General features: G+C 36.9%; 20 protein-coding genes. 8 read left to right on the plus strand and 12 right to left on the minus strand.

Annotation, left to right across the window (positions count from 1 at the left end; all coding sequences use genetic code 11):
- Positions 1 to 21: 21 nt before the first annotated feature.
- Positions 22 to 2226 (minus strand): DNA helicase RecQ, encoded by a 2205-nt coding sequence (recQ, locus tag ACZ9HT_RS05720; RefSeq protein ID WP_476039500.1) that lies wholly within the window; start codon positions 2224 to 2226, stop codon positions 22 to 24.
- 221 nt (positions 2227 to 2447) lie between these two features.
- Between recQ and ACZ9HT_RS05725 the strand changes: the two genes are divergently transcribed.
- From ACZ9HT_RS05725 to ACZ9HT_RS05740, 4 genes are all read left to right on the plus strand, one after another.
- Positions 2448 to 3407, plus strand: coding sequence for a KpsF/GutQ family sugar-phosphate isomerase (locus ACZ9HT_RS05725; protein ID WP_476039501.1), 960 nt, complete (start codon positions 2448 to 2450; stop codon positions 3405 to 3407).
- A 139-nt stretch (positions 3408 to 3546) separates the two neighbouring features.
- On the plus strand, positions 3547 to 4371 hold the full coding sequence (gene tatC, locus ACZ9HT_RS05730) for a twin-arginine translocase subunit TatC (RefSeq protein WP_476039502.1): 825 nt from the start codon (positions 3547 to 3549) through the stop codon (positions 4369 to 4371).
- 253 nt (positions 4372 to 4624) lie between these two features.
- Positions 4625 to 5731, plus strand: a complete 1107-nt coding sequence (locus ACZ9HT_RS05735; protein ID WP_476039503.1) for an MBL fold metallo-hydrolase — start codon at positions 4625 to 4627, stop codon at positions 5729 to 5731.
- A gap of 114 nt (positions 5732 to 5845) precedes the next feature.
- Positions 5846 to 6607 (plus strand): tryptophan-rich sensory protein, encoded by a 762-nt coding sequence (locus ACZ9HT_RS05740; protein WP_476039504.1) that lies wholly within the window; start codon positions 5846 to 5848, stop codon positions 6605 to 6607.
- Between the two features lie 61 nt (positions 6608 to 6668).
- Here the strand turns inward: ACZ9HT_RS05740 and ACZ9HT_RS05745 are convergent, their stop codons facing one another.
- From ACZ9HT_RS05745 to ACZ9HT_RS05755, 3 genes are all read right to left on the minus strand, one after another.
- Positions 6669 to 8054: a glycosyltransferase family 2 protein gene (locus ACZ9HT_RS05745; protein ID WP_476039505.1), complete on the minus strand. Its 1386-nt coding sequence runs from the start codon at positions 8052 to 8054 to the stop codon at positions 6669 to 6671.
- 125 nt (positions 8055 to 8179) lie between these two features.
- On the minus strand, positions 8180 to 8818 hold the full coding sequence (locus tag ACZ9HT_RS05750) for a response regulator (protein ID WP_476039506.1): 639 nt from the start codon (positions 8816 to 8818) through the stop codon (positions 8180 to 8182).
- A complete protein-coding gene (locus tag ACZ9HT_RS05755; RefSeq protein ID WP_476039507.1) occupies positions 8815 to 10518 on the minus strand; it encodes a sensor histidine kinase in 1704 nt (567 codons plus the stop codon). The genes ACZ9HT_RS05750 and ACZ9HT_RS05755 overlap by 4 nt, the downstream gene beginning before the upstream one ends.
- Before the next feature lie 289 nt (positions 10519 to 10807).
- On the opposite strand from ACZ9HT_RS05755, the gene ACZ9HT_RS05760 reads away from it, so the two are divergent.
- Together ACZ9HT_RS05760 and ACZ9HT_RS05765 are read left to right on the plus strand one after the other, a co-directional pair.
- On the plus strand, positions 10808 to 11812 hold the full coding sequence (locus ACZ9HT_RS05760; RefSeq protein WP_476039508.1) for an alpha/beta fold hydrolase: 1005 nt from the start codon (positions 10808 to 10810) through the stop codon (positions 11810 to 11812).
- A 71-nt stretch (positions 11813 to 11883) separates the two neighbouring features.
- Positions 11884 to 13098 (plus strand): acetyl-CoA C-acyltransferase, encoded by a 1215-nt coding sequence (locus ACZ9HT_RS05765; RefSeq protein ID WP_476039509.1) that lies wholly within the window; start codon positions 11884 to 11886, stop codon positions 13096 to 13098.
- Positions 13099 to 13308: 210 nt separating this feature from the next.
- Here ACZ9HT_RS05765 and ACZ9HT_RS05770 read toward each other — a convergent pair whose 3' ends face one another.
- The 3 genes from ACZ9HT_RS05770 to ACZ9HT_RS05780 are packed head-to-tail and all read right to left on the minus strand — an operon-like array spanning position 13309 to position 14756.
- Positions 13309 to 13755, minus strand: a complete 447-nt coding sequence (locus tag ACZ9HT_RS05770; protein WP_476039510.1) for a VOC family protein — start codon at positions 13753 to 13755, stop codon at positions 13309 to 13311.
- Between the two features lie 49 nt (positions 13756 to 13804).
- Positions 13805 to 14272: a hypothetical protein gene (locus ACZ9HT_RS05775; RefSeq protein ID WP_476039511.1), complete on the minus strand. Its 468-nt coding sequence runs from the start codon at positions 14270 to 14272 to the stop codon at positions 13805 to 13807.
- 28 nt (positions 14273 to 14300) lie between these two features.
- Positions 14301 to 14756, minus strand: coding sequence for a DUF1569 domain-containing protein (locus tag ACZ9HT_RS05780; RefSeq protein WP_476039512.1), 456 nt, complete (start codon positions 14754 to 14756; stop codon positions 14301 to 14303).
- 475 nt (positions 14757 to 15231) lie between these two features.
- Here ACZ9HT_RS05780 and ACZ9HT_RS05785 point away from each other — a divergent pair, with 475 nt between their 5' ends.
- Both ACZ9HT_RS05785 and ACZ9HT_RS05790 read left to right on the plus strand, forming a co-directional pair.
- Entirely contained in the window at positions 15232 to 15768 is a 537-nt protein-coding gene (locus ACZ9HT_RS05785; RefSeq protein WP_476039869.1) for a fasciclin domain-containing protein, read from the plus strand.
- 176 nt (positions 15769 to 15944) lie between these two features.
- Complete coding sequence (locus ACZ9HT_RS05790) at positions 15945 to 16283, plus strand: hypothetical protein (protein ID WP_476039513.1); 339 nt, start codon at positions 15945 to 15947, stop codon at positions 16281 to 16283.
- A 318-nt stretch (positions 16284 to 16601) separates the two neighbouring features.
- Here the strand turns inward: ACZ9HT_RS05790 and ACZ9HT_RS05795 are convergent, their stop codons facing one another.
- The 5 genes from ACZ9HT_RS05795 to ACZ9HT_RS05815 all read right to left on the minus strand — a co-directional run bounded on the left by ACZ9HT_RS05795 (position 16602) and on the right by ACZ9HT_RS05815 (position 22114).
- On the minus strand, positions 16602 to 17162 hold the full coding sequence (locus ACZ9HT_RS05795; protein ID WP_476039514.1) for a Crp/Fnr family transcriptional regulator: 561 nt from the start codon (positions 17160 to 17162) through the stop codon (positions 16602 to 16604).
- Positions 17163 to 17248: 86 nt separating this feature from the next.
- Positions 17249 to 18148 carry a 3-hydroxyacyl-CoA dehydrogenase gene (locus ACZ9HT_RS05800; protein ID WP_476039515.1) on the minus strand — a complete coding sequence of 300 codons (900 nt, stop codon included), beginning with the start codon at positions 18146 to 18148 and terminating at the stop codon, positions 17249 to 17251.
- Positions 18149 to 18173: 25 nt separating this feature from the next.
- The gene (locus ACZ9HT_RS05805; protein WP_476039516.1) at positions 18174 to 19763 is read right to left on the minus strand and encodes an oleate hydratase; all 1590 of its coding nucleotides are present in this window, start codon (positions 19761 to 19763) and stop codon (positions 18174 to 18176) included.
- 164 nt (positions 19764 to 19927) lie between these two features.
- Positions 19928 to 21145 (minus strand): ABC transporter permease, encoded by a 1218-nt coding sequence (locus tag ACZ9HT_RS05810; protein WP_476039517.1) that lies wholly within the window; start codon positions 21143 to 21145, stop codon positions 19928 to 19930.
- A 9-nt stretch (positions 21146 to 21154) separates the two neighbouring features.
- A complete protein-coding gene (locus ACZ9HT_RS05815) occupies positions 21155 to 22114 on the minus strand; it encodes an HlyD family secretion protein (protein WP_476039518.1) in 960 nt (319 codons plus the stop codon).
- Positions 22115 to 22151 lie beyond the last annotated feature (37 nt).

The raw sequence follows: 22151 nt of genomic DNA on the forward strand, positions 1-22151 counted from the left end.
GAATTTTCCATGACTCACTATTTAATTTGCAACGTCTGAAATAAATTTAATACGCAACATTCGTACTTCTTCATCACTTAAATCATCACCAAATTCACCCAAAAGAACTTTCATGCTGTCGCTTTCGCTTCCCTTCATAAAATCCATAAATTCCTCCACTACATCTTCATCAAAATTTTCGTCAACATAATAATTGATATTCAGTTTGGTTCCCTGATAAACAATCCTTTCCATTTCTTTCAGCAAATCATCCATCGAGAGATTTTTCGCTTTTGCAATGTCTTCCAGATCGATCTTCTTATCGGTGCTTTGAATAATAAATACTTTGTGCGAAGATTTATTAGCAACCTGTTTCAGCACCATATCCTGCGTTCTTTCAATCGCATTTTCTTCAACATATTTTTTGATGAAATCTGCGAATTCTTTTCCAAATTTTTTCGCTTTTCCTTCTCCTACGCCATAAATCTTTCCCATCTCTTCAATGCTGATGGGATATTGAACCGTCATATCTTCTAAGCTCGGATCCATGAAAACCGTGTAAGGTGGAATTCCCTGCTTTTTCGCAACTGTTTTCCGGAGTTCCTTCAACTGACCAAATAGATTTTCATCCAGGCCTCCACTTTGCTGAACCTGAACCTGATCTGAATCAGCTTTGGTTTGCGCCAGATTATATTCGCGGTCTTCTGCAATCAGGAACGAACTTTGATCTTTTCCGCTGATGACTTTTTGACCTTTCTCAGTAACTTTCAAAACACCGTAGGTTTCGATATCTTTCTGTAAAAAATTCTGAACGGTGGCTTGTCGAATGATGGATTTCCAAAAATTTTCATCCTGCGTTTTTCCAATTCCGAAGTGCTTTGTAGTTTCTAATTTATAGGATTTGGTCACCGGATTTTCTTTTCCAACCAGAACTGAAATCAAATCTTTTGTCCGAAATTTTTCTTCCAGTTCTTTTACTAAACCCACTACCAGTTTGAGTTCTTTTGTTGCATCTTTTAGGATTGGCGGATTTACAAAATTATCGCACATTTGCGCACCATCGCCATTAATTGGATCGAATTGTTCCCCAAAATAACATAAAATATATTGTCGGCGGCTCATTGAAGTCTCAGCGTAACCGACGACTTCATTTAAAAGTTGCAATCCAATTTCCCTTTCGGAAACAGGCTTCTGCGCTAAAAATTTCTCTAATTTTTCGATATCTTTTGGATCGTAGAAAGCCAAACAATATCCTTCACCGCCATCTCGCCCGGCTCTTCCGGTTTCCTGATAGTAACTTTCCAGAGATTTGGGAATATCGTAATGGATAACAAACCGAACATCTGGTTTATCGATTCCCATTCCAAAAGCGATGGTTGCGACAATAATATCTGCATCTTCCATCAGAAATTTATCCTGATTCATCACTCTGGTTTTCTGATCTAAACCTGCGTGATACGGTAGCGCGTTAATTCCATTCACCTGAAGAAGTTGCGCAAATTCCTCCACTTTTCTCCGGCTTAAACAATAAACAATACCTGATCTCCCTTTATATTTATTGACAAATTTTACGATTTCCCTGTCTATATTAACTTTCGGGCGAACTTCATAAAAAAGATTGGGTCTGTTGAAACTTTCCTTAAAAACCAGGGCTTTGGACATGCCCAAAGTTTTCTGAATATCATCCTGTACTTTCGGAGTTGCCGTTGCTGTTAAAGCGATGACCGGAACATCAGCAATTTTATCAATAATAGTTTTAAGGTTCCGGTACTCCGGACGGAAATCATGCCCCCATTCCGAGATACAGTGCGCTTCGTCAATGGCAACAAAAGAAATTTCTACATCACGCAGAAATTCCATATATTCTTCTTTAATTAAGGATTCCGGCGCCACATACAATAACTTCGTTTTACCGGCTCGAATATCATCAAAAACCTGCTTCGTCTGGGTTTTATTAAGGGAAGAATTCAAAACGTGCGCAACTCCTTCCCGGGAAGAAAGTCCATTAACCGCATCTACCTGATTTTTCATGAGTGCAATTAAAGGCGAAACAACGATCGCAGTGCCGTCGCACATTAATGCAGGAAGCTGATAACAGAGAGATTTTCCCCCACCTGTAGGCATTAAAACGAAGATATCTTTACCTTCTAATAAATTTTTGATTATTTCTTCTTGCTGTCCTTTAAATTTTGAAAAGCCGAAATATTTTTTGAGTTCTTTCGATAAATCGGTACTTTTTGTTTTCATCTGTTTTCAATTTTATAGCTTCAATAGCTTCCTCCACATCCATTTTGCAGTACAAATTTTTGGACTTTAGCTTTACATCTAAAATTGTTTATTAAATTTGCATACTACCCAAAGTTAAAGAATTATAATTAAAAAAACAATCTTGAACCTTTAAAATTTTCTGGACATAAAGAAACCTTTATCTCTAATTATAAGAAACAACTTTTTTCTAAATTCTAAAAATGAACCAATCCGAAATCTTACAGTTAGCAAAAAATGCAATTTCTATTGAAATTTCTGAACTGGAAAAATTAAAGAACCGCTTAAACGAAAATTTTCTTAAAGCCGTAGAGATAATAAATTCAGCCCAAGGTAAACTTATCATCGTCGGAATTGGTAAATCTGCACATGTTGGAAATAAAATAGTGGCAACGTTAAATTCAACCGGAACTCCTTCGCAATTTCTGCACGCTTCCGAAGCGCTCCACGGAGATTTGGGGGTGATTCAAAAAACCGACGTTATTCTCTGTATTTCAAACTCTGGAAACTCACCCGAGATCGTAAACCTTTTACCCTTTTTAAAGGATTATTCTTCAGCATTAATAGGAATGACAGGAAATTTAACTTCAAAATTAGCAGAATTTTCAACCGTTGTTTTGGATTCTTCTGTAGAAAAGGAAGCTTGTCCCATAAAATTAGCGCCCACAAGTTCAACGACCGTTCAAATGGCGCTGGGCGATGCTTTGGCAGTTTGTTTGATGGAACTCAACGGTTTTCAGGAAAAAGATTTTGCGAAATTTCATCCGGGTGGCAGCTTGGGGAAAAATCTTACCGCAAAAGTGGAACAGTTTCTTTCTTCCCAAAAACCACAGGTTTCCGAAAATGCCGGGATCCGCGAGATCATCATTTCCATCAGCAGTTCGTCGCACGGAATAACAGTCGTGACCGAACAGGAAAAAATCATTGGTGTCATTACCGATGGTGATTTGCGCAGAATGTTGCTAAGCGATCAGGATGTTTCAAAAATTTCTGCGAAAGACATTATGACTAAAAACCCGAAAAGTATCGACAAATATTCTCTGGCGAAAGAAGCCATGGCAATTCTTAAAGATAAAAACATTGGTCAGCTCATCGTAACCGATAATGGCAAATATTTTGGGATCATCGATATTCACCGATTGCTGGACGAAGGAATTATTTAAAAAAATCTTTTTCTATGGCAGGAAGTACGAAAAATATTATCCGTTGGTTTCTATCATTTTTACTTATAATTCAGTAATTTCGCATCTTTAAAACTATCAATAAAAAGGTTTTAAAACTTAAACTTTAAACATAAATTTCGTGAGCGATAAACAAGAAATGTCTATTTGGGGACACATAGGGGAATTACGAGGTCACTTAACCCGCGCTGTTATCGCGATCATTATATGCGGAATTGTTGTCGGATTTAACGTGAACTGGATCATGGATAATATCTTTTTCGGTCCCACGAGAAACGATTTTTTCACTTTTCGGGTGGTTAATCATTATTCCCGCGAATTGATCGGACACGACAGTATCACCTTACCCGGACATTTTGCCGTGCAGCAGAAAAAACTTTTCCAGCAGTTTAATGTTATGATGGCGGTTTCCGTTTTTGGCGGAATGGTGATGGCTTTTCCTTATATCGTTTGGGAATTATGGCGCTTTATTTCGCCGGCACTTCACCCAAAAGAAAGAAAAAATTCCGTATTCGTTATCAACTTTGTGTGGATGCTTTTTCTCATGGGAATTTTATGCGGCTATTTCCTCATTTTACCTTTTGCTATTAACTTTGGATTGCTTTTCAAAATATCAGATTCCATCACCCAACTTTTTGATCTGAGTGACTATACCACTTTGTTTATGCAGGTTGTTTTGGGAATGGGCGTCGTTTTCCTTTTCCCTGTGATCGTTTATTTTCTGACCACCATCGGAATCTTAACACCCGCTTTCATGAGAAAATACCGTCGCCATGCGGTGGTATTAATTATGGTTGTTGCGGCGATTATTACTCCCGCAGATGTTTTAAGCATGATCATGGCTGCTTTACCACTTCTTTTACTTTATGAATTCAGTATTTTAATGAGTGCGTATACCTTCAAAAAAGTACAGCAACGAAATCAATTGCCCGTAGAAAAACATTAATCAGGAGCAACTGGATTTTACTTCTCTCTCCACGTTTATTCCCGCTTTCACTACTCGCTTCCTGCTGTAAAAAAACATTTTTTTTGCAGCAGGAGAGCTCAAACATGCCGTTCAATCGGGGCTGGAATAGAGTGTATTTCTTCTCCAAAGGAAAAAAATGATCTTCCCTGCATTAAATTTTATATTTATTTAAAGTAAAACCTTCTGCTGATCGTTCTACCATAAATATCATCACAAGAATAAAAAAGTCGGAATGAGAATTATCATCGTCTTAATCGTTATTATCGCAATATTCGCAGCAGCTCTTTCAATTTTTCTTCAGCAGCCCACATTTGGAAAAGCACCTTCTGGAAAGCGTTTAGAAAGAATTCAGAAATCACCCTACTATAAAGATGGAAAATTCGACAACATTAATTTTACGCCACAACTCGCAGAGGACGCCTCAATACCTGGGGTGATTTATCGTTTTATTTTTGGCCAGAATAAGAATTTAATTCCTAAACAGAAATTCAATTTCACCAAAACCGATCTAAAAAATTTAGACCCTCAGGAAAATGTTTACGTCTGGATGGGTCACTCGTCTTACTTCATTCAAATTGATGGTAAAAAGATCCTCGTTGATCCGGTTTTCAGTGGGAATGCGTCGCCAGTTTCTTTCACTACCAAAGCATTCGCCGGAACCGATCTTTATTCCGCAGATGATATTCCAGACTTAGATTATTTAATAATTACCCATGACCATTGGGATCATCTGGATTTTGAAACCGTGAAAAAACTCGATCCAAAAGTAAAGCAAGTAATTACCGGATTAGGAACGGGCGAACATTTAGAATACTGGAATTATGATCCGAAAAAGATCATCGAGCTGGATTGGGGCGAAAGTTTTGATTTAGGAAACGGCTTTAAAGTTCACGCAGAAACAGCGCGACATTTTTCCGGACGTGGATTAAAACGAAATCAAGCGATTTGGGCCAGCTTTGTTTTCGAAACTCCACTTAAAAAGATTTATATCGGCGGCGATTCCGGTTTCGACGATCATTTCGAAAAGATCGGAAATAAATTTGGCGGTTTCGATCTTGCAATTCTCGAAAATGGTCAATACAACCAAGATTGGCGCTACATTCATATGATGCCGGAAGAATTTATCCAGGCATCAAAAAATTTAAAAACCAAAAGAATTATTCCTGTTCACAATTCCAAATTCGCCCTTGCCCTGCATGACTGGAAAGAACCTTTGCAACAAATCTCTGCCTTAAATGAAAAGGAAAATTTACGCATAATCACTCCAAAAATCGGTGAAAAAATAAATTGGGAAGACGATCAGAAGGTGTACAGTAAATGGTGGGAATCCTTAGATTAATCACGAGAAACTCCATTTTCAGACGCAGGTTTTCGAACGTTTTAAACTCGGTGAACGGATTTTTAAAGACCAAAGTCTTTTTTTCTTAAATTTACGATGGTTTAAAAATTCAAAATGAAAAAAACACTACAAATTGCTAATGGCTTCTTCCTGATCTTTACGATCGTCTTTAATTATTTGAGCAATACCGGCATTTTTAATGGTAAAACGATCGGCAATGTTTCAGACCAATATCATAATTTATTTACGCCGGCAGGTTATGCTTTTTCGATCTGGGGTTTTATTTATTTACTTTTAATTGGTTTCGTTTTTTACACGGGCCGAAGTTTATTTAGTTCCTCCAAAAATGAAGCAGACGGTTTCGTAGAAAAAATCGGATGGTGGTTTGTGGTTTCCTGCCTTGCAAACTGCGCCTGGATCGTCACCTGGTTATATGGTTACACAGGAATATCGGTGGTCGTTTTATTAATTTCTTTGATCTCGCTTTCAATAATACTGCTTCAGGCTTTAAAATATAACGATGGTGCTGCACAAAAATGGTTCATCAACTTTCCCTTTCAGATTTACACGGGTTGGGTAAGTGTTGCGTTGATCGCTGCGGCGGCGGCCTGGTTAAAAAAAATAAACTGGAACGGCTGGGGAATTTCAGAAATAACCTGGACGATCATTTTAATCATCATCGCTTCTCTGATTCACTTGTTCATGACCTGGAAAAAGAACGCTCCCATCTTTGCACTGGTTGCAGTTTGGGCTTTAATTGCTATCGCAGTATCAAACAAACAAGCCAGTCCCGAAGTTTATTTAGCAGCCTTGATCGCTGCGGGAATCATCTTTATCAGCAGCGTTGTTAAAATATTCAAAAAAAGCTCCCTTTAACTTTGAAATTAAAGGGAGCTTGATACTATCACTAACTTTTTCCGAAATAATAATTTGAAACTTATCTTGTTAACCAACCTCCATTTTTAACGGTAGCGATAGAAAAAGGGAAGATCCAGAAAAGTCCAAATAAATAAAACACACTGTACGGATACGCCCAAAGCGCATCGATAAAATTATATTTTTTGCTAAAAAACAACATCTGAATACTTGCGAAAATAAATGTTCCGGTAAGCGCTGAACTCAGATATAAAAGAGGATGCGTCATCAAGAAATAGAACATCAAAATTACCAAAGGGAAGGCTACGATCAGGTTTACCCACTGATTAATAAAAATAAATCTTGCGCCTGCTTTATTTTTTTCTCTAAAATCATTAAAAATAAATCGGTTCATCATTAACGTTTCCCGAACATTGCTTCTACCCCATCTTGTAAACATTTTATGTAAGGTCTTGAACGAAGTTGGAGTGTTGGTTAAAACATTTGCATTCCGTTGAAACTGTACATCGAAACCCTGTTTTAAAATAAGATTGGTCATCGCACGGTCTTCACCGATGGTTGCAGCGCGCCCAAAAAACTTTTGATTGATCCACACATCCAGACAATGCAAAACAGCATCTCTTCGGTAAGCGGATAAAGCACCTGGGGTACAAAGTACAAATCCCAGAGAACTCTGTGCAGCACGCATAAATTCGAAACTAAAAACAAAACTCACATTCAGCATCCTTGGGATCATGCCTTGATTCTTGTTTAAAACCTTCACATTTCCGGCAACAGCTCCACAATTTTTATTCACTGCAAAAGGACTCACCAGATTTCTGATGGTATTTTTTTCTACTACAGAGTCGCTGTCGATAGAAATAAATACGTCGCCTTTTCCTGTGGTAAATCCAAGATGTAAAGCATGTCTTTTTCCTCTGTTTACGGGTTGCTTATAAACGGTGACCGTTTTTCCCAAATCTTCATTTGCTTTGTTGATCCAATACCACGTATCATCGCTGCTACCATCATCTACTGCGATCACTTCCATTTTATGAATCGGGAAATCACTCGCCGCGATACTTAGCAGTGTTTCATAAACTAATTTTCCCTCGTTATAAGCCGGAACAATTACGGTACAGCTTGGTAATTCATCATCACTAACAGATTGTACTGCTTTATATTTAAAGAATAAATAAGCGATATAAATTAGAAATGATACTTGAAATACGAGGATCGTGAGCAATGAGAAAGTTAAGATCCGGCCTGAAATAGTCTGCATTCTAACAAAATGAAGTTCTTCAAAATAAGGACTAAAATTATTTACCGCATAAATCGCTCCCAACATAAGAAGTTGAACCGCAATTAAAACACCGAATTCCTTCTTGCTCAACGCTTTTATTTTTGAAAGGGCGCGCAATATTCTACTGCTAAAAAATCCTTTCTTTTGTACCTGAGTTTTCTTCATTTTCCTGATCGTTATTGTTATTAACTAATGTCAGGCACAAAGGAAACGCAAACGGATTTTTTTTCAGGGAAATTGGTGTCGATGTTTGTCGAGAAGTTTGTAGATATTTATCGACGAAGCACGATCTAGATATTGTTGTGGAGTCTGATCAAATCGATCAGATCGACCATAGTATCGACTTTCAGCTTACCGAATATCCTTTTTTTGAAGGTACTTACCGTATTTTGTCGGAGCGATAAAGTGTTTGCGATCTCGAGGTTTCCAAATCCCTTCGCGTACAAAATCGAAATTTCCAGCTCTCTTTCTGTGAGTTGATTTAAGGGATTCAGGAGCGCAATATGCTCGTCGGATAACTGTAACATTTTTTGAGTGAAAGGCGGAAAAGACTTTCCTTTTTCGATCATTTCCAGAATGGCATTTTGAATTTCTGCTTCTTCACTTAACTTGTTCAAATAACCGTCTGCACCTTCATTTATGAATTTCAAAGAATAATTCTCTTCCTCAAAACTGGTGAAGATCAAAATTTTAATTTTGGGTTGAAGCCTTTTGATTTCAGCAATAATAGAAAGCGAATTCCCATCCGGAAACTGTGCATCTAGAACAGCAATATCAAAGATGGTCGACTTAATCTGATTTAAGATCTGCTCCAAACTGGCGGCATGAATAATTTCTGTATTTTCGACAACATCGCCGATAATGAATTGAAGACCTTGCCGAACAATATTGTGATCATCTCCCAATAAAAATTTTATGGATGTATTCATTTTACAATATTCAGATTAATGTCGAAAGATACGGTTGTTCCTTGTCCTAAAGTGCTTTGCGCAGAAATAGTTCCGTGAAAAAGATCGATGATCTCCTTGCACAAATTCAAACCCAAACCTGCACCCAAATTATCAATTTCCGTAGAAACAACGCCCTGAAAATAGGGCTCAAAAATCTTTTTGATATCTGATTTTGAAATTCCCGCGCCTGTATCAGAAATCGTAACATTTAGTTTCAAGACTTTTTCGTTTACCTGATTGGTATTGATGTTCACTTCGATTTTGCCGTCTTCTGTAAACTTATTTGCGTTCCCCAGAATGTTGGTGAAAACCTGATGGATTTTAATGTTTTCTGCAAAAACAACTGTTTTCGGATCGATATTATTCGTTGCTTCGAAGACGTTATTTTTCGATTCGATATAAGGTTCGAATGCGCGCAAAATCGATTCAATTTCATTTCGGAGATTAAATTCGATCGGTCTCAATTCAATTTGTTTTTCCTGATTCTTGGTGTATTCCAGGATTTGATTCGCTTGAATTAATAAGGAATTGTTCGTGAATTTAATCGTTTTAAGGTAATCGGCAATGTTTTCATCGCTGGTTTTTCTGCTGATCCTGTCGATAAAAATATTAATGATCTTCAACGGAGAACGAATTTCATGACTCAACATTCCCAGAATTTTATTTTTGAAATTAAGGTTTTTATTAATTTCTTCGTACGCCAGTTTAAGTTTTTTCTCATCTAAATAAGACTGTCTGTTATAGTACGCAATCACGATTAACACAAAAAACATCAAGATCATTAAACCAATGACGGAATATCTTCGGATTTTGTTATTAATTGAATTTTGTTCGTACAATTCTTTTTCAAGATTTTTACTGAAATCGCTGACCGCAATATTATAAATTCCCATCCAGTTATTGCTGTACACAATGAGTTGATCGTAGATCTTATAAAGATTATCATTCTTATTCTGCGAACTGATGATACTGGTTTCGTACTTTTTTATTTCATTTCCATAATGTTTATTTACGGCATTTACCGTACTGTCCATATCAGTTTTCAGTTGATCCGTATTTACAGAATCCCCGTATTTTGTAGAAATAATGGTTAATTCGCGCTGAACATCTACGTCATTATTTACGGCAGATTTCAGGCGGCCCAAAAGATTTTTTTTCTCCACACTGTCTAAACGGTATTCAATCTTCGTATCCGGTTTTTTAGGAATGCTTTTAACTTCGAAGTCTTTTATTTGAAAAGGGACTTTTTTCGGGGAGGGTTTCTTCGACTGCTTGTAAACAGAATTGATTGATTTTTCAAGATCGGGAAGTTTCGAAAGTTCAGACTTTCGGGAATTGATAAAACTTTTTAAAGAAGGATTTACGTTTTTGTACGTGCTGACGCTGTCTAAATTTTTATTCAGATTTCTCAATGACTGAAAATAAGCCTCTAAAAACTTTTTATCATTATTAAAAACATATTTTTGAAGGTTATCCTGAGCGCCAAGAAGATCTTTCCGGGAGTCTTCCATCAGGTTTTTCAATACATGGGTTTCCTGGATCTGATTCTCGATTACATTTAGCTTTTTTCCGTTAAAATATTCGTTGTAGATGAATATACAAATGATGATCTGGATGCACAAAGTACACGCAATAAGCGAATAATGAATAAGTTGCCGATATGTAGTTTTGTAGATCATTCGGATTTTAAAGGTCAGCAAATAGGCACAAAAGTAACCATTTTCGAAAAAGTTTTTCTCAGATGAGAGCTTGAATTTAAGTTAAGTCTTGACTAAAAGACGGTCCTGATTTTTTTTCGGAAACGAACTTACAAAAAATTGCAGTAATTAAAAACCTCATCAATATTCATTTCGAGAGCAGCATCGAAATTATGTAGTGAAGAAAATCTAAAAAACTAACAGAAAGAAACATTAATCGTAACATTATTCCCCAAATAATAGATTTTGTATTTTTGAGAAAATATTCGTTATGAAATCTAAAAACATTATTTATCTATTTTTAATCCTATTTTCTTTCACCTTAAAATCGCAGGATTTAACGAAACTGCAGCCGTTTGATGCAGAATTAACCACCGTAAATTATCCATTTCCTGTTACTACTAAAACCATTAAAAATCAAGGTCAAGATTTGAAGATGGCTTATATGGATGCAAAACCTGAGAAACCAAATGGTAAGACGGTTGTTCTTTTACACGGAAAGAACTTTAATGGGTTCTACTTTGAGCAAACTGCAAAAGCACTTTTGAAAGAAGGTTTCAGAGTGATTATGCCAGATCAAATCGGCTTCGGAAAATCTTCCAAACCGAAACAATATCAATTTAGTTTCCAACAGTTGGCAGAAAACACAAAGTTAATTCTGGATGATTTAAAGATCAATTCATTTATACTTTTAGGGCACTCGATGGGCGGAATGCTGGCCACGAAAATGGCTGTTATGTATCCCGATAATATTGAAAAACTCATCCTCGAGAATCCAATTGGATTAGAAGATTACCGTAAATTTTCTCCCTATCAAAATATTAATAAGCTATATGCTTCCGAACTAAAAAATACCTATCAATCTTATAAAGACTACCAGCTTAAATTTTATTATGATGGAAAATGGAAACCAGAATATGAACCTTGGCTTAATCTTGTGGCTGGTTGGACGATTTCTAAAGATTTCCCCATCACCGCGTGGGATGCAGCCTTAACATCAGATATGATTTATACACAACCTGTTGTTGATGATTTTGAAAAGATTAATATTCCTACGCTTCTTATAATAGGAACCCGCGACAGAACAGCTATCGGGAAAGCAAATGCACCACAGAAATTGCAACCTCTAATGGGATTGTATCAAAATTTAGGAAAGGAAACCCATCAAAAAATTAAAAATTCCAAATTGATAGAGTTAGAAAATGTGGGACATTCGCCACATATCGAAGTTTTCGATCGTTTTATAAAACCATTATTGGACTTTGTAAAGAACTAATATTTTAAAAGACTTTCAATTATGGAAGTCTTTTTTTATTTTCTTAAATTTACCATCATTAAAAATTATACATGAAAAACGCATATATTATCGACGGAACCCGATCTGCTATCGGGAATTTTAAAGGCAGCTTAGCTGCGATGAGAACGGACGATCTAATGGCTTCGGTCTTAAAAAGTTTGATTGAAAAAAATCCAGATCTTCCTTTAGATAAAATCGACGATGTTATAATCGGTTGTGCTAATCAAGCCGGCGAAGACAATAGAAATGTTGCGAGAATGGCTCTGTTACTTGCTGGAATTCCGGTGAATGTTCCGGGAGAAACCGTGAACAGATTATGTGCTTCGGGAATGAGTTCTATCGTACAAGCCATGAGAGCCATAAAAGCAGGAGAAGGAGATCTTTTTATTGCTGGTGGTGTTGAAGGAATGTCAAGAGCACCCTACGTTTTATCGAAGTCTGAATCAGCCTTTGGAACAGATTCTAAAATGTATGATTCCAGTTTTGGATGGCGTTTTGTGAATTCGAAAATGGAAAAAATGTACGGAATTGATGCAATGGGAAATACGGCAGAAAACTTAGCGCAGCAATATAATATTTCGCGCGAAGAGCAGGATCTGTTTGCTTTAAATTCTCAAATGAAAGCAAAGAAATCCCAGGAATCCGGGCGTTTAGCGGAAGAGATCTCTGATGTTATTATTCCAAAAAGGAAAGGCGATCCAATTGTCGTTAATCAGGATGAATTTATAAAACCCAGTTCCTCTTTAGAAATATTAGGTAAATTGAGACCTGCTTTTCTGAAAGAAAACGGAACCGTCACGGCAGGAAACGCTTCCGGTTTAAATGACGGTGCAGCTGCGGTAATCATCGGTTCCGATGATGCAGTAAAAAACTACGGACTAAAACCGTTGGCTAAAATTGTCTGTTCTGCTGTTGTGGGTGTAGAACCCAGAATTATGGGAATTGGACCGGTTGAAGCGACAAAACTGGCTTTAAAAAGAGCGAATTTAACGTTGGATCAAATTGATATTATTGAACTGAACGAAGCTTTTGCCGCACAAAGTATTGCGTGTTTACAGGAACTGGGAATTGCAAACGACGATCTAAGAGTCAATAATAATGGAGGCGCAATTTCGCTGGGTCATCCGCTTGGAATGAGCGGAACAAGAATCACGTATTCTGCGGCTTTGGAACTGCAAAAATCCGGTAAAAAATATGCCTTGGCAACAATGTGTATCGGCGTTGGACAAGGATATGCGGTAATTTTAGAAAATACAAATTTGTAAGTTTTAACTGCTTATTTAGGAAACCCTTTCAACCTCCGATCCTTTCAGTCTTTGGAAGGCTGAAAAGGTTAATTTGAAAAAAGAACTCAAATTAGATTCTAGCCCCGACTGCAGCGGCATCCTTTTGCGGAACAAAGTGAAGAAAAAGATAGAGCGGAAGGCGGGTTACAATCTTCGAAGGAAGAAAATATGCTGTTGATCCTAAAAAAATTATTCTTGCTGAGCTTTCGCAGGATCGTCATAATTAATCATCCAGTCGATGCCGAATTTATCGCGCCACATCCCGAAATACGCGCCCCAAAAAGTGTCTGCCAAAGGCATTTTCACCTTGCCGCCCTCTGATAATTTGGTGAACAGATCTTCCGTTTCTTCCCGTGAATCTGCGCTGATTGAAACGGAAAAGTTATCGCCGGGTGTAAATCCGGGTGTGCCGGGAAAGATATCGCTTCCATACAAAATCGTTTGTTCAGAAATTTTGATATTGACGTGCATAATCATTTCTTTTTGCAAATCCGTTAGAGGAGGAAGTCCTTCTTGCGGCGGCATATCTCCAAAGCACGAAATCTCCGAAAACTCTTTCCCAAAGGCAGTTTTATAAAAAGTAAAGGCTTCTTTACAATTTCCATCGAACATGAGATAAGGATTTACTGTTGCCATTTTCGTAAATTTAAAGAGTTAATTATGAATTTTTGAAATTGAATTTCTGCTAATTTTTCCAGTTGGTGCGGTAATCTAATTTACCATCGTAACTTTTCCAGTTCCCAATAAACTCGATGAACTGTTGATCTATTTTCTGGCTTTTTTTGTTCCAGATAAAAGTGTAGATGAATTTCCCAGTGAATACGCCGGAATGTGCGCCTTTGTTCTCTTCATCAAAAACGTATTCTCCGAAAACGACACTTCGCTTTTTGCCTTCTTTATATTTTGTGATTTTCAACTTGCCTTCGAACTTCGTGAAGGTTTTTTCTACCAGAGAATATCCAGCGACGAAATATTCCTGATCATTCTTTTTATCCTGCTCGGAAATGTTGATTTTTAATTTCAGCGATACTTTTTCCGGACTTATAACGCCTGTAAATCCTTGGGATTTATTCATCCAAACACTTGAAATATTAGGCATTTGAGCGAAAGCGAATGTGCTGAAAAGTATAAAAAAGAATAAAAGTTTTTTCATCGTTGTGTTTTAAAAAATAAGAGAAGATCTAAACGCCAAATTGCTCCAGATGATGATTCAGGTGTTTTGCAAACATATTATTCCATTCCTGCGCTTTCAATTTTCCAAAAGAGAAGGATTCTTTATCTTCAAAAGCCTCACCTCCTAATTGCTGCGTTTTTTGAATAAAGCCGATCAACCGTTTTTTTTCATCCTCAAAATTTTTCGAATCTTTAATGATAAATTGTGGGGAAGTAGGGGAATTTTTAGGAAATGATTTTTCACCCACGACTTTGGGTTTTACAAATCTTTTTAAAATAAATTTGGCGATTCCTCCGGGCGCTTTATGTTTTAGAGGCTCGTAAACCATTTCGTAGCTTACGTTGCAATGAGCCAACATTTGGTCAACACTCATTTTTCCCCAATTTGCAGGAGTTTCCGGAATTAGTTTGTTAATTCGGTCGATATAATTTTGAGCGTCTTTGGCATTAAAAACATCTTGCATAGTTTGGTATTTTATTCAAATTTAAAAATATTTCAACAATCATTCGTTAATTTTCTTTTGCTAATTAAAATCTTCATGCCTGTTTCTCTTTCATGATTGAAATTAAGATTTACTAAAATTTAATTAATTGCCTATCCGCAGATTAGTGTTTGGAGGATAGAAGTCAGACGCTTTTTGGAGTAAGAAATGTTTCCTATATGTAGGATCAATTTTTTTTGAGTCTAATTTGATAGCAGCAATTATAAATGCTAAATTAAAACTCCTTCGTAAATGCCTGTAATACTGTCGTTTAAAAATACAACAGTTTGTTTTTTTCTTATTACAAATCTGATTTTAAATCTTTATCGTAAGTACATATCATTAACCTTATTAAAATATTATTATGAAAATTCCAAAATTATTTGTAGCTGCATTATTTGCAACTTTATTATTTACAACAAGTTGCAAGAAAAGTGAAACCGTAGAGGCCAATACTATGGACCAACCTGCAATGAATGAAAATCCTGAGGTTGTTGCAGATACTGTACAAAATACAAAAATGGTAGGTGGTGCAGAAATGTTACCAACGAAAAACATTGTAGAAAACGCGATGAACTCTAAAGATCACACTACTTTGGTTGCAGCTGTAAAAGCAGCAGGATTGGTAGAAACATTATCTGGCGCAGGACCTTTTACGGTTTTTGCTCCGACCAATGAAGCGTTTGACATGCTTCCAAAAGAGGCAGTAGCCAATTTATTGAAACCTGAAAATAAAAAAGCATTAACTGGTGTTCTTACTTATCATGTAGTTTCCGGTAAAGTTTCTGCAGAAGATCTGATGAAAATGATAAAAGATGGTAATGGTAAAGCAACATTGAACACTGTCGCAGGAGGAAAACTTACTGCTTCGGAAAAAGATGGTAAAGTTTATTTAACTGATGAAAAAGGAGGTGAAGCAATGGTAACAATTGCAGACGTAGATCAGTCTAATGGAGTGATTCATGTGATTGACCACGTTTTAATGCCGAAATAATTATTAAACTTGAATCTGCAGAGAAATCTTTGCATTTTTTCACGTTAAATTAAAAAGATCGCTTCCAAATTTTGGGAGCGATTTTCTATTACTTTTGATTTTTGTCAAAACTTTACTTTTCGATTTCGACCTTCGTTCTTTCTAATTTTGAGATTGATTTGAAAGATCCTAAAATTATGACGAAGAACGATCTGTCCAAAGAAGAACAGGAAATGATGAATGAGGAGGAAGTTATGAATTCACCAATACTCCTCGTAACCGATGATAAAGAGTTACAAGGTATCAAGCCCACATTAACGACGATTATTATTCTGACCCATAAAGAGTTTGAAGAATATGAAAAGAACAATCGCTCAAAATTGCGTTCACTTGGATATTCACCGCTGTTTAAATGTGACAGTGATAAGGATACTTTTATATTAAGAAAAAGTGGTTCCTATAGCGGCGAAACCTATAAAATCATCCGAACAAAAAAAGGCTGGAAAGTAAAAACAGTTACCTCCTGGATCTCCTAAAAAAAATCCGCTTCGAATTGAAGCGGATTTGGTTAAAAATAATTTTTATGTCGTGGATAAGCCGCGCAAACATATTACTCCACTCTTAGCTTTCAATTTTCCAAAAGAGAAAGATTTTTTATCTCCGAAAGCTTCATTTCCTAACTGTTGCATTTTTTGAATAAATCCAATAATCTCTTTTTTTCATCCTCAAAATTTCTGGAATCTTTAATAAATAAATTGTGGTGCTGTTGGGGAATTTTTAGCTGAACATCAAAGACGATTTGTATCGTTTAATTTTTACAAAAAAAAAGAATTATTTAGGGAGATATTAACGTTTTAAATTTCACTGCGAATTCTGCTCAAAGTTTCCTGAGAGATCCCCAGATAAGTCGCGATCATTCCCAAGGGTGCACGAAGAATGATATTCGGATTCTCATGAATTAATTTTAAATATTTTTCTTTCGCCGTCAGAAATTGCAGAGAAGAAATTCTTTCGGTCAACTGAGTGATAATATTCCCTAAGACAAACCGACTGAAATTGGCGCTTTCTAAAGAAACCGCGCACAATTCTTCGAGTTTTGCGTAGTTGCAAAATTTAACGGTACTTTCCTCCACCGCAGCAAAATTATACCTCGTCGTATTATTCTGAAAAAGGGTGTCGGTATTCGCCATTAATTGTCCTTCTGGATAAAATCTGGTTGTAATTTCCTTTCCGTGTTCGTAATAAAAGGAACGTAACAAACCATCAGTCACAAAATAAACATGTCTGTTGTATTGATCCTGTCTGCTGATTAATTCTCCTTTTTTGAAAATTTTGGTTTGAAAATCCTCCGTTAAAAATTTTACAATATCGGGGTCGGTTTTCATATTTTTCGGAAGCGTATCAATAAGTTCCATGCAAGCTTTTTTGCGAATTTAACGAAAAAGAACGTTCCAAATAGGGAACGTTCTTAATTTACAAAGATTATTGTTTTATTTTTAAACTAGGGTTTTAGAAAATCTGCATTTCTATAAACGGGATCTGGATATTTATAAAAACCTTCGCCTGTTGAAAGTCCGAGTTTATTCTGGTCGATGAAATTTTTCTTTAGAAAATCGACCACTTTTCCAGCAGTTTCGTCTTCAGTTTTCTCGAATTTAATTTGATTGATATTGTATGCGGTGGTTATTCCGACGACATCCAAAATCCCAAAAGGTCCGACTGGAGCGCCAGTTGCGACCATCCAGGCTTTGTCCACTGTTTCGATATCGGCAACGCCGTTGACCAATAATTTTGTGGCTGCATCTAAAAGCGGAACCAGGAGCGAATTTACAACATAGCCGGGTTGTTCTTTGCTAAGCGGCAAAGCAACCATCCCGATATTTTTTGCAAAATCCACCACCTTCTGAAAAACTTCAGGATCAGTTGTAGCATGACCCATAATTTCTGCGGTGTTGTGTAACCAGATCTCATTTGCAAAATGGAGCGCTAAAAATTTTTCCGGTCTTCCTGTAACTTCTGCAAAAGTACTTGGTAACAAGGTTGAAGTGTTGGTTGCAAAGATGGTTTTCTCTGGTGCAAGAGGCGCCAAATTTGTATAAAACTCTGTTTTAATGGTCGGATTTTCCGGAATTGCTTCAATCATTAGATCCGCATCTTTTACGGCCTCTTTTAAATCGGTGGAATAGGAAATTCTACTGAATGCCGATTCAATCTGTCCGTCACTCGCGTTTAAATCTTTTTTAAAATTTTCTGCAAGGATTGTCAAACTTTGTTTTGCTTTATCCAGAACGTCAGTATTAAGATCATAAATTACGACCGAATAACCGTGAAATGCAGACTGAAATGCAATTTGGGAACCTAGAACACCACTTCCCACGATGGTTACATTTGTTATTTTCATTTTTTTAAACTTTTTAGTTAATTATTTATCTGTAAGAAGCCGCTACGGCTTTTGCTAAAACCTCAGGACTTTTCCAATGTTCTGTGACAGGAACTACTTTTTTATCAATATCCAAAAGGGTATAAACTGCAGCTCTTGCTGCTCTTACAGAATACTCTTCGGTGAAAACCATATCTTCAGGAATTTCTACGAACTGGCTGATCATCGCAAAATTGGTAGAATTTGCAGGAACCACTAACGGACGGTCGGTTTTCTTTCTCGGCTGAAAAAGGGAATCGATGTAAGGCATCATGGTTGGAATAACATTGATAACGCTCTCTTTAATTTCATTTTCATATTTTTCAAAATGCAGGTGTTGAATCAACTCTGTTAAAATTTCTTCACCTGTACAGTCGATCATTGGTTTCTTAACGAAATCTCCAATTTTATCAGGATAAAGACCGTAACCCCAGAGAATCGTAGTATTCTCATCCTGTCCTTTGAAATGTGGCTGAGCAGCAACTACAATAGACATGCGCCAGGAAGAATCTGTAAAAGTCATCAAAGCGCCACTACCTGGTTTATTGTCGGAAAACTCTTCAATAAGCTGAAGCATTTTTTTATTTTTAAATGTTGCGGTGAAAGAATACCATTTGGTTTCATCGGGGTTTTTAAAAAACGGATCCGGATCTCCAAGGCCTTCTTTCTTATCTGCAATTTTTCTCCATAATGAATAAGAAGGTGGATCTTCGGGAAGATATTTTGCAGCAGTACTATAATCGCCGTTGTTCGAATTATCGGTAATACAGCCGTTTGTAAAGAAACAAAGATCATCTTCGTCAAGCACCAATTCTTTATCTGCTCCGGTTAAGTCTTTATATTTAAGAGAAGTTACGGTAATTTTTTCATCATCTTTAAAAATAATATCTGTTACGGTATGGTTGGTATGAAACTGTACCTCATATTTTTCCAAATGTTTTTTCAAAGGCATAATTACAGATTCATACTGGTTGTAAGGAGTTCTTGTCACGCCCTCCAAAGTATCAATTCTGGAGAATTCTAAAAGCATACGGTGCATGTATCTTTTGAATTCGAAAATACTGCTCCATTCCTGCCATGCAAAAGTAGTTTGCCACATTAACCAAAAATTAGTGGTGAAAAAATGCTCATCAAACCAGTCACTTATAGTCATATCATCCAGATCATTTTCATCAGCAAAAAATAATTTTACCAATTTCATTCGGTCTTTGATATCAAATCCCATAGAATGAGCATTCAATATTTCGCCGGACTTAGTGATCAGTCTCGCTTTTGCGTTGGTCGGATTTGCGTGGTCAAAAGCTAAAATTTCATCTTTCACAGAAATGTTTGGCATTTCCAGCGAATCAACGCGGCTCATGAGTTCCCAGAAATTTTCATACGTTTCTTCGTTCAGCATTCTTCCGCCACGACAGACGAAACCTTCTGTTTTTTCACCGGCGCCATCATTACTTCCGCCTAAAATAGGAAGCGCTTCTAAGATGTGAATGTTTTCCCCTTTGAAATCTGCATCTTCAATAAGGTACAGCGCACCAGCAAGTGATGCAAGTCCGCCACCGATAAAATAAGCCTTTTTGTTTTGATTTTCTTTTTTCATTTTACTATTTTTTGATTATAATTGATACCCAAATTTCCTGTTATTTAATCACTATTCCTTTGACATATATCAAAAAACGTAAAAAAAGAACGTCCGGAAAAATTTTTCCCGAACGCTCTCAACAAACAAACAGTATGAAAACTGTTATGATTTAAAACTGAAAATTATTCTTCAGAAGAAATTATTTTTGCAAGACTTTCCTCTTCCACATTTTGAGCGATCTTATATTTTTTGAAGAGGAAATGGATTTTAATCTTCAATGCGATCCATCCTAAAATGAAATACACCCAACCAAGAATTAACAAATGAACCAAATATTTCTTAGTCAGAACATCCGAACCTTTTTGCACGAGCATAATTTTCAACGCATCTAAATACGGCGTTAAAGGAATAATAGCGGTAAAATTTTTGATAAATTCCGGCATCGCAAATGATGGCCATGTAAATCCACTGATAATAAAAGCTGGTGATGCCATAACCATTAAAATCTGAGTCGCCTTTAAAGCATCGGGCACTAAAATACTCACAAGAACACCAAGGTTTGTAGCTGCGACCACGAACACCGCAGTGATTAAAAAGAAATTCCAAAGATTCTCGGGCACCGGAATTTTAAAATAAAGACTGCAGAGATAGAAAAATAAAATATTGAAATTAGCAAAGATCCAGATCGGCAGACATTTGATCAACATGACAAAAACTGCATATTTTTCTTTTCCCGCAAAATCTTTGATGAAAGATTCTCTTTTAAATTCTTCGGAGAATGTAACCGCCATCGCAAGCAAAATAACCTGCTGTAAAACCACGGCCATCATTGCGGGCCACATAAAGATGAGGTAATTGCTCGTTGTGTTAAAGAGCGTGATATAATTAGCTTTGAAAGGTTCGTACTGGGTTTTTGCTATTTCAGCATTCATACCTTTCTTCTGCAAAGTTTTAATTTCAGCACCTGCGGAAAATGTACCCAAAGTCAACTGAATGGCTTTCGTAGCAAAATTCGCGGTCAAAACGTTGGAAGTATTCACATAAACATTCACTTCAGGATATTTTTTCTGAAGCATCATGGCTTCGAAACGTTCTGGAATTACGATCACAGCTGCGGCTTCTGTTTTGATGGTTTCATCTTTCAGACTGGCCGGCTCGTGAATATAATTCAGAATTTTTAAGGTTTTGCTGTCCCGCAACATTTCCACGAGTTGATTCGATAAAGGAGTGTTGTCGTGGTTCACTACGATCACGGGAATATTCTCAACCTTCCCGGATTTGTAGGTAAAACCGATCAGCAAAGCGTAGAAAATCGGCGCCAAAAAGAAAACCGATAACATGGTTCTGTTCGTAAAAAACAAACGAAATTCCCTTTTCAATAAATATTTAATCTGTTTCATGATGCGCGATTATTTCAAAGTCACATTAGAATTCACCAAAATATCTTTCGCCGCACTTTGATCTGCCGGAACGACTTTGATCTCATAGATCGCTTCTTCTGGTTCATAATCAGGGAAAGCCGTGGTAATGTCCGCGTATTTTGCCAACTGCTTGATCGCTACGATTTTTCCGGAGAATTCTTTGTTGCTGTAATTCACCAACATTTTCACCGACATTCCTTTTTGGTATTTTGCAATTTTACTTTCAGGAATGGTAAACCGGAAATACGAAGTTTCTGGAATATAACCGGTAAATAAAGGATAACCTGCCGTTGCCAACTCTCCTTTATTTAATGCAATAGTTTCAATTTCCATATCATTTGTTGCGATCACATATCGTTCGGAATTTGCAATATTCGCTTCCTGCAAAGCGCCCATCGCTTGATTTTGCTGACCTTGAGCCATATCGATTTTTTCGTAACGCGTTCCTTGCTGTACATCATGAAGTTCAGCATTTACAGCATCCAACTGTGCTTTTGCGCCTTGGTATTTCGCGAAATATTCATCATAGTTCTGCGGAGAAAGCAAACTGTCACGGTACATATTTTTCGCACGGCTAAAAGATTTCTGCGCATAATTGAATTGCTCTTGCAGGCCTTTCTGTTTTGCCCTCAGCTGTCGAAGCTGATCCGGACTCGCTCCGTTTTTAGCCATTTGTGTCTGTGCTCGGGCTGCAGAAGTTGCGCCTTTTGCCTGGGCTATTTTGGCGGAAACTTCGGGAACATCTAAAATAGCGAGCGTGTCGCCTACTTTTACAGTTTGTCCTTCTTCCACATATATTTTTAGAACTCTGCCCGTCAATTTGGGTGAAAAGGAAACGACTTCTTTCTTCGTTTTTCCGACAATCGCTCTTTCCGGTTTGGAGTCTTTACAGCCAGATAGTGCGAGAACACTTACTAATGCTAAATATTTTATTACAGTATTTTTCATTTTGTTTGTTTGTTATGGTTGGTTTTTATAGAGGTCT

It is taken from the genome of Chryseobacterium sp. UYP7 (genome assembly GCF_056279225.1).

Bases quoted from the DNA above. Each gene is read 5' to 3' on its own strand.
- ACZ9HT_RS05765 (WP_476039509.1), top strand. From the start codon at position 11,884: ATGAAAAACGCATATATTATCGACGGAACCCGATCTGCTATCGGGAAT.
- ACZ9HT_RS05810 (WP_476039517.1), bottom strand. From the start codon at position 21,145: ATGAAACAGATTAAATATTTATTGAAAAGGGAATTTCGTTTGTTTTTT.
- ACZ9HT_RS05725 (WP_476039501.1), top strand. From the start codon at position 2,448: ATGAACCAATCCGAAATCTTACAGTTAGCAAAAAATGCAATTTCTATT.
- ACZ9HT_RS05815 (WP_476039518.1), bottom strand. From the start codon at position 22,114: ATGAAAAATACTGTAATAAAATATTTAGCATTAGTAAGTGTTCTCGCA.
- recQ (WP_476039500.1), bottom strand. From the start codon at position 2,226: ATGAAAACAAAAAGTACCGATTTATCGAAAGAACTCAAAAAATATTTC.
- ACZ9HT_RS05790 (WP_476039513.1), top strand. From the start codon at position 15,945: ATGACGAAGAACGATCTGTCCAAAGAAGAACAGGAAATGATGAATGAG.
- ACZ9HT_RS05795 (WP_476039514.1), bottom strand. From the start codon at position 17,162: ATGGAACTTATTGATACGCTTCCGAAAAATATGAAAACCGACCCCGAT.
- ACZ9HT_RS05805 (WP_476039516.1), bottom strand. From the start codon at position 19,763: ATGAAAAAAGAAAATCAAAACAAAAAGGCTTATTTTATCGGTGGCGGA.
- ACZ9HT_RS05770 (WP_476039510.1), bottom strand. From the start codon at position 13,755: ATGGCAACAGTAAATCCTTATCTCATGTTCGATGGAAATTGTAAAGAA.
- ACZ9HT_RS05780 (WP_476039512.1), bottom strand. From the start codon at position 14,756: ATGCAAGATGTTTTTAATGCCAAAGACGCTCAAAATTATATCGACCGA.
- ACZ9HT_RS05755 (WP_476039507.1), bottom strand. From the start codon at position 10,518: ATGATCTACAAAACTACATATCGGCAACTTATTCATTATTCGCTTATT.
- ACZ9HT_RS05740 (WP_476039504.1), top strand. From the start codon at position 5,846: ATGAAAAAAACACTACAAATTGCTAATGGCTTCTTCCTGATCTTTACG.
- ACZ9HT_RS05750 (WP_476039506.1), bottom strand. From the start codon at position 8,818: ATGAATACATCCATAAAATTTTTATTGGGAGATGATCACAATATTGTT.
- ACZ9HT_RS05800 (WP_476039515.1), bottom strand. From the start codon at position 18,148: ATGAAAATAACAAATGTAACCATCGTGGGAAGTGGTGTTCTAGGTTCC.
- ACZ9HT_RS05760 (WP_476039508.1), top strand. From the start codon at position 10,808: ATGAAATCTAAAAACATTATTTATCTATTTTTAATCCTATTTTCTTTC.
- ACZ9HT_RS05785 (WP_476039869.1), top strand. From the start codon at position 15,232: ATGGACCAACCTGCAATGAATGAAAATCCTGAGGTTGTTGCAGATACT.
- ACZ9HT_RS05745 (WP_476039505.1), bottom strand. From the start codon at position 8,054: ATGAAGAAAACTCAGGTACAAAAGAAAGGATTTTTTAGCAGTAGAATA.
- ACZ9HT_RS05775 (WP_476039511.1), bottom strand. From the start codon at position 14,272: ATGAAAAAACTTTTATTCTTTTTTATACTTTTCAGCACATTCGCTTTC.
- ACZ9HT_RS05735 (WP_476039503.1), top strand. From the start codon at position 4,625: ATGAGAATTATCATCGTCTTAATCGTTATTATCGCAATATTCGCAGCA.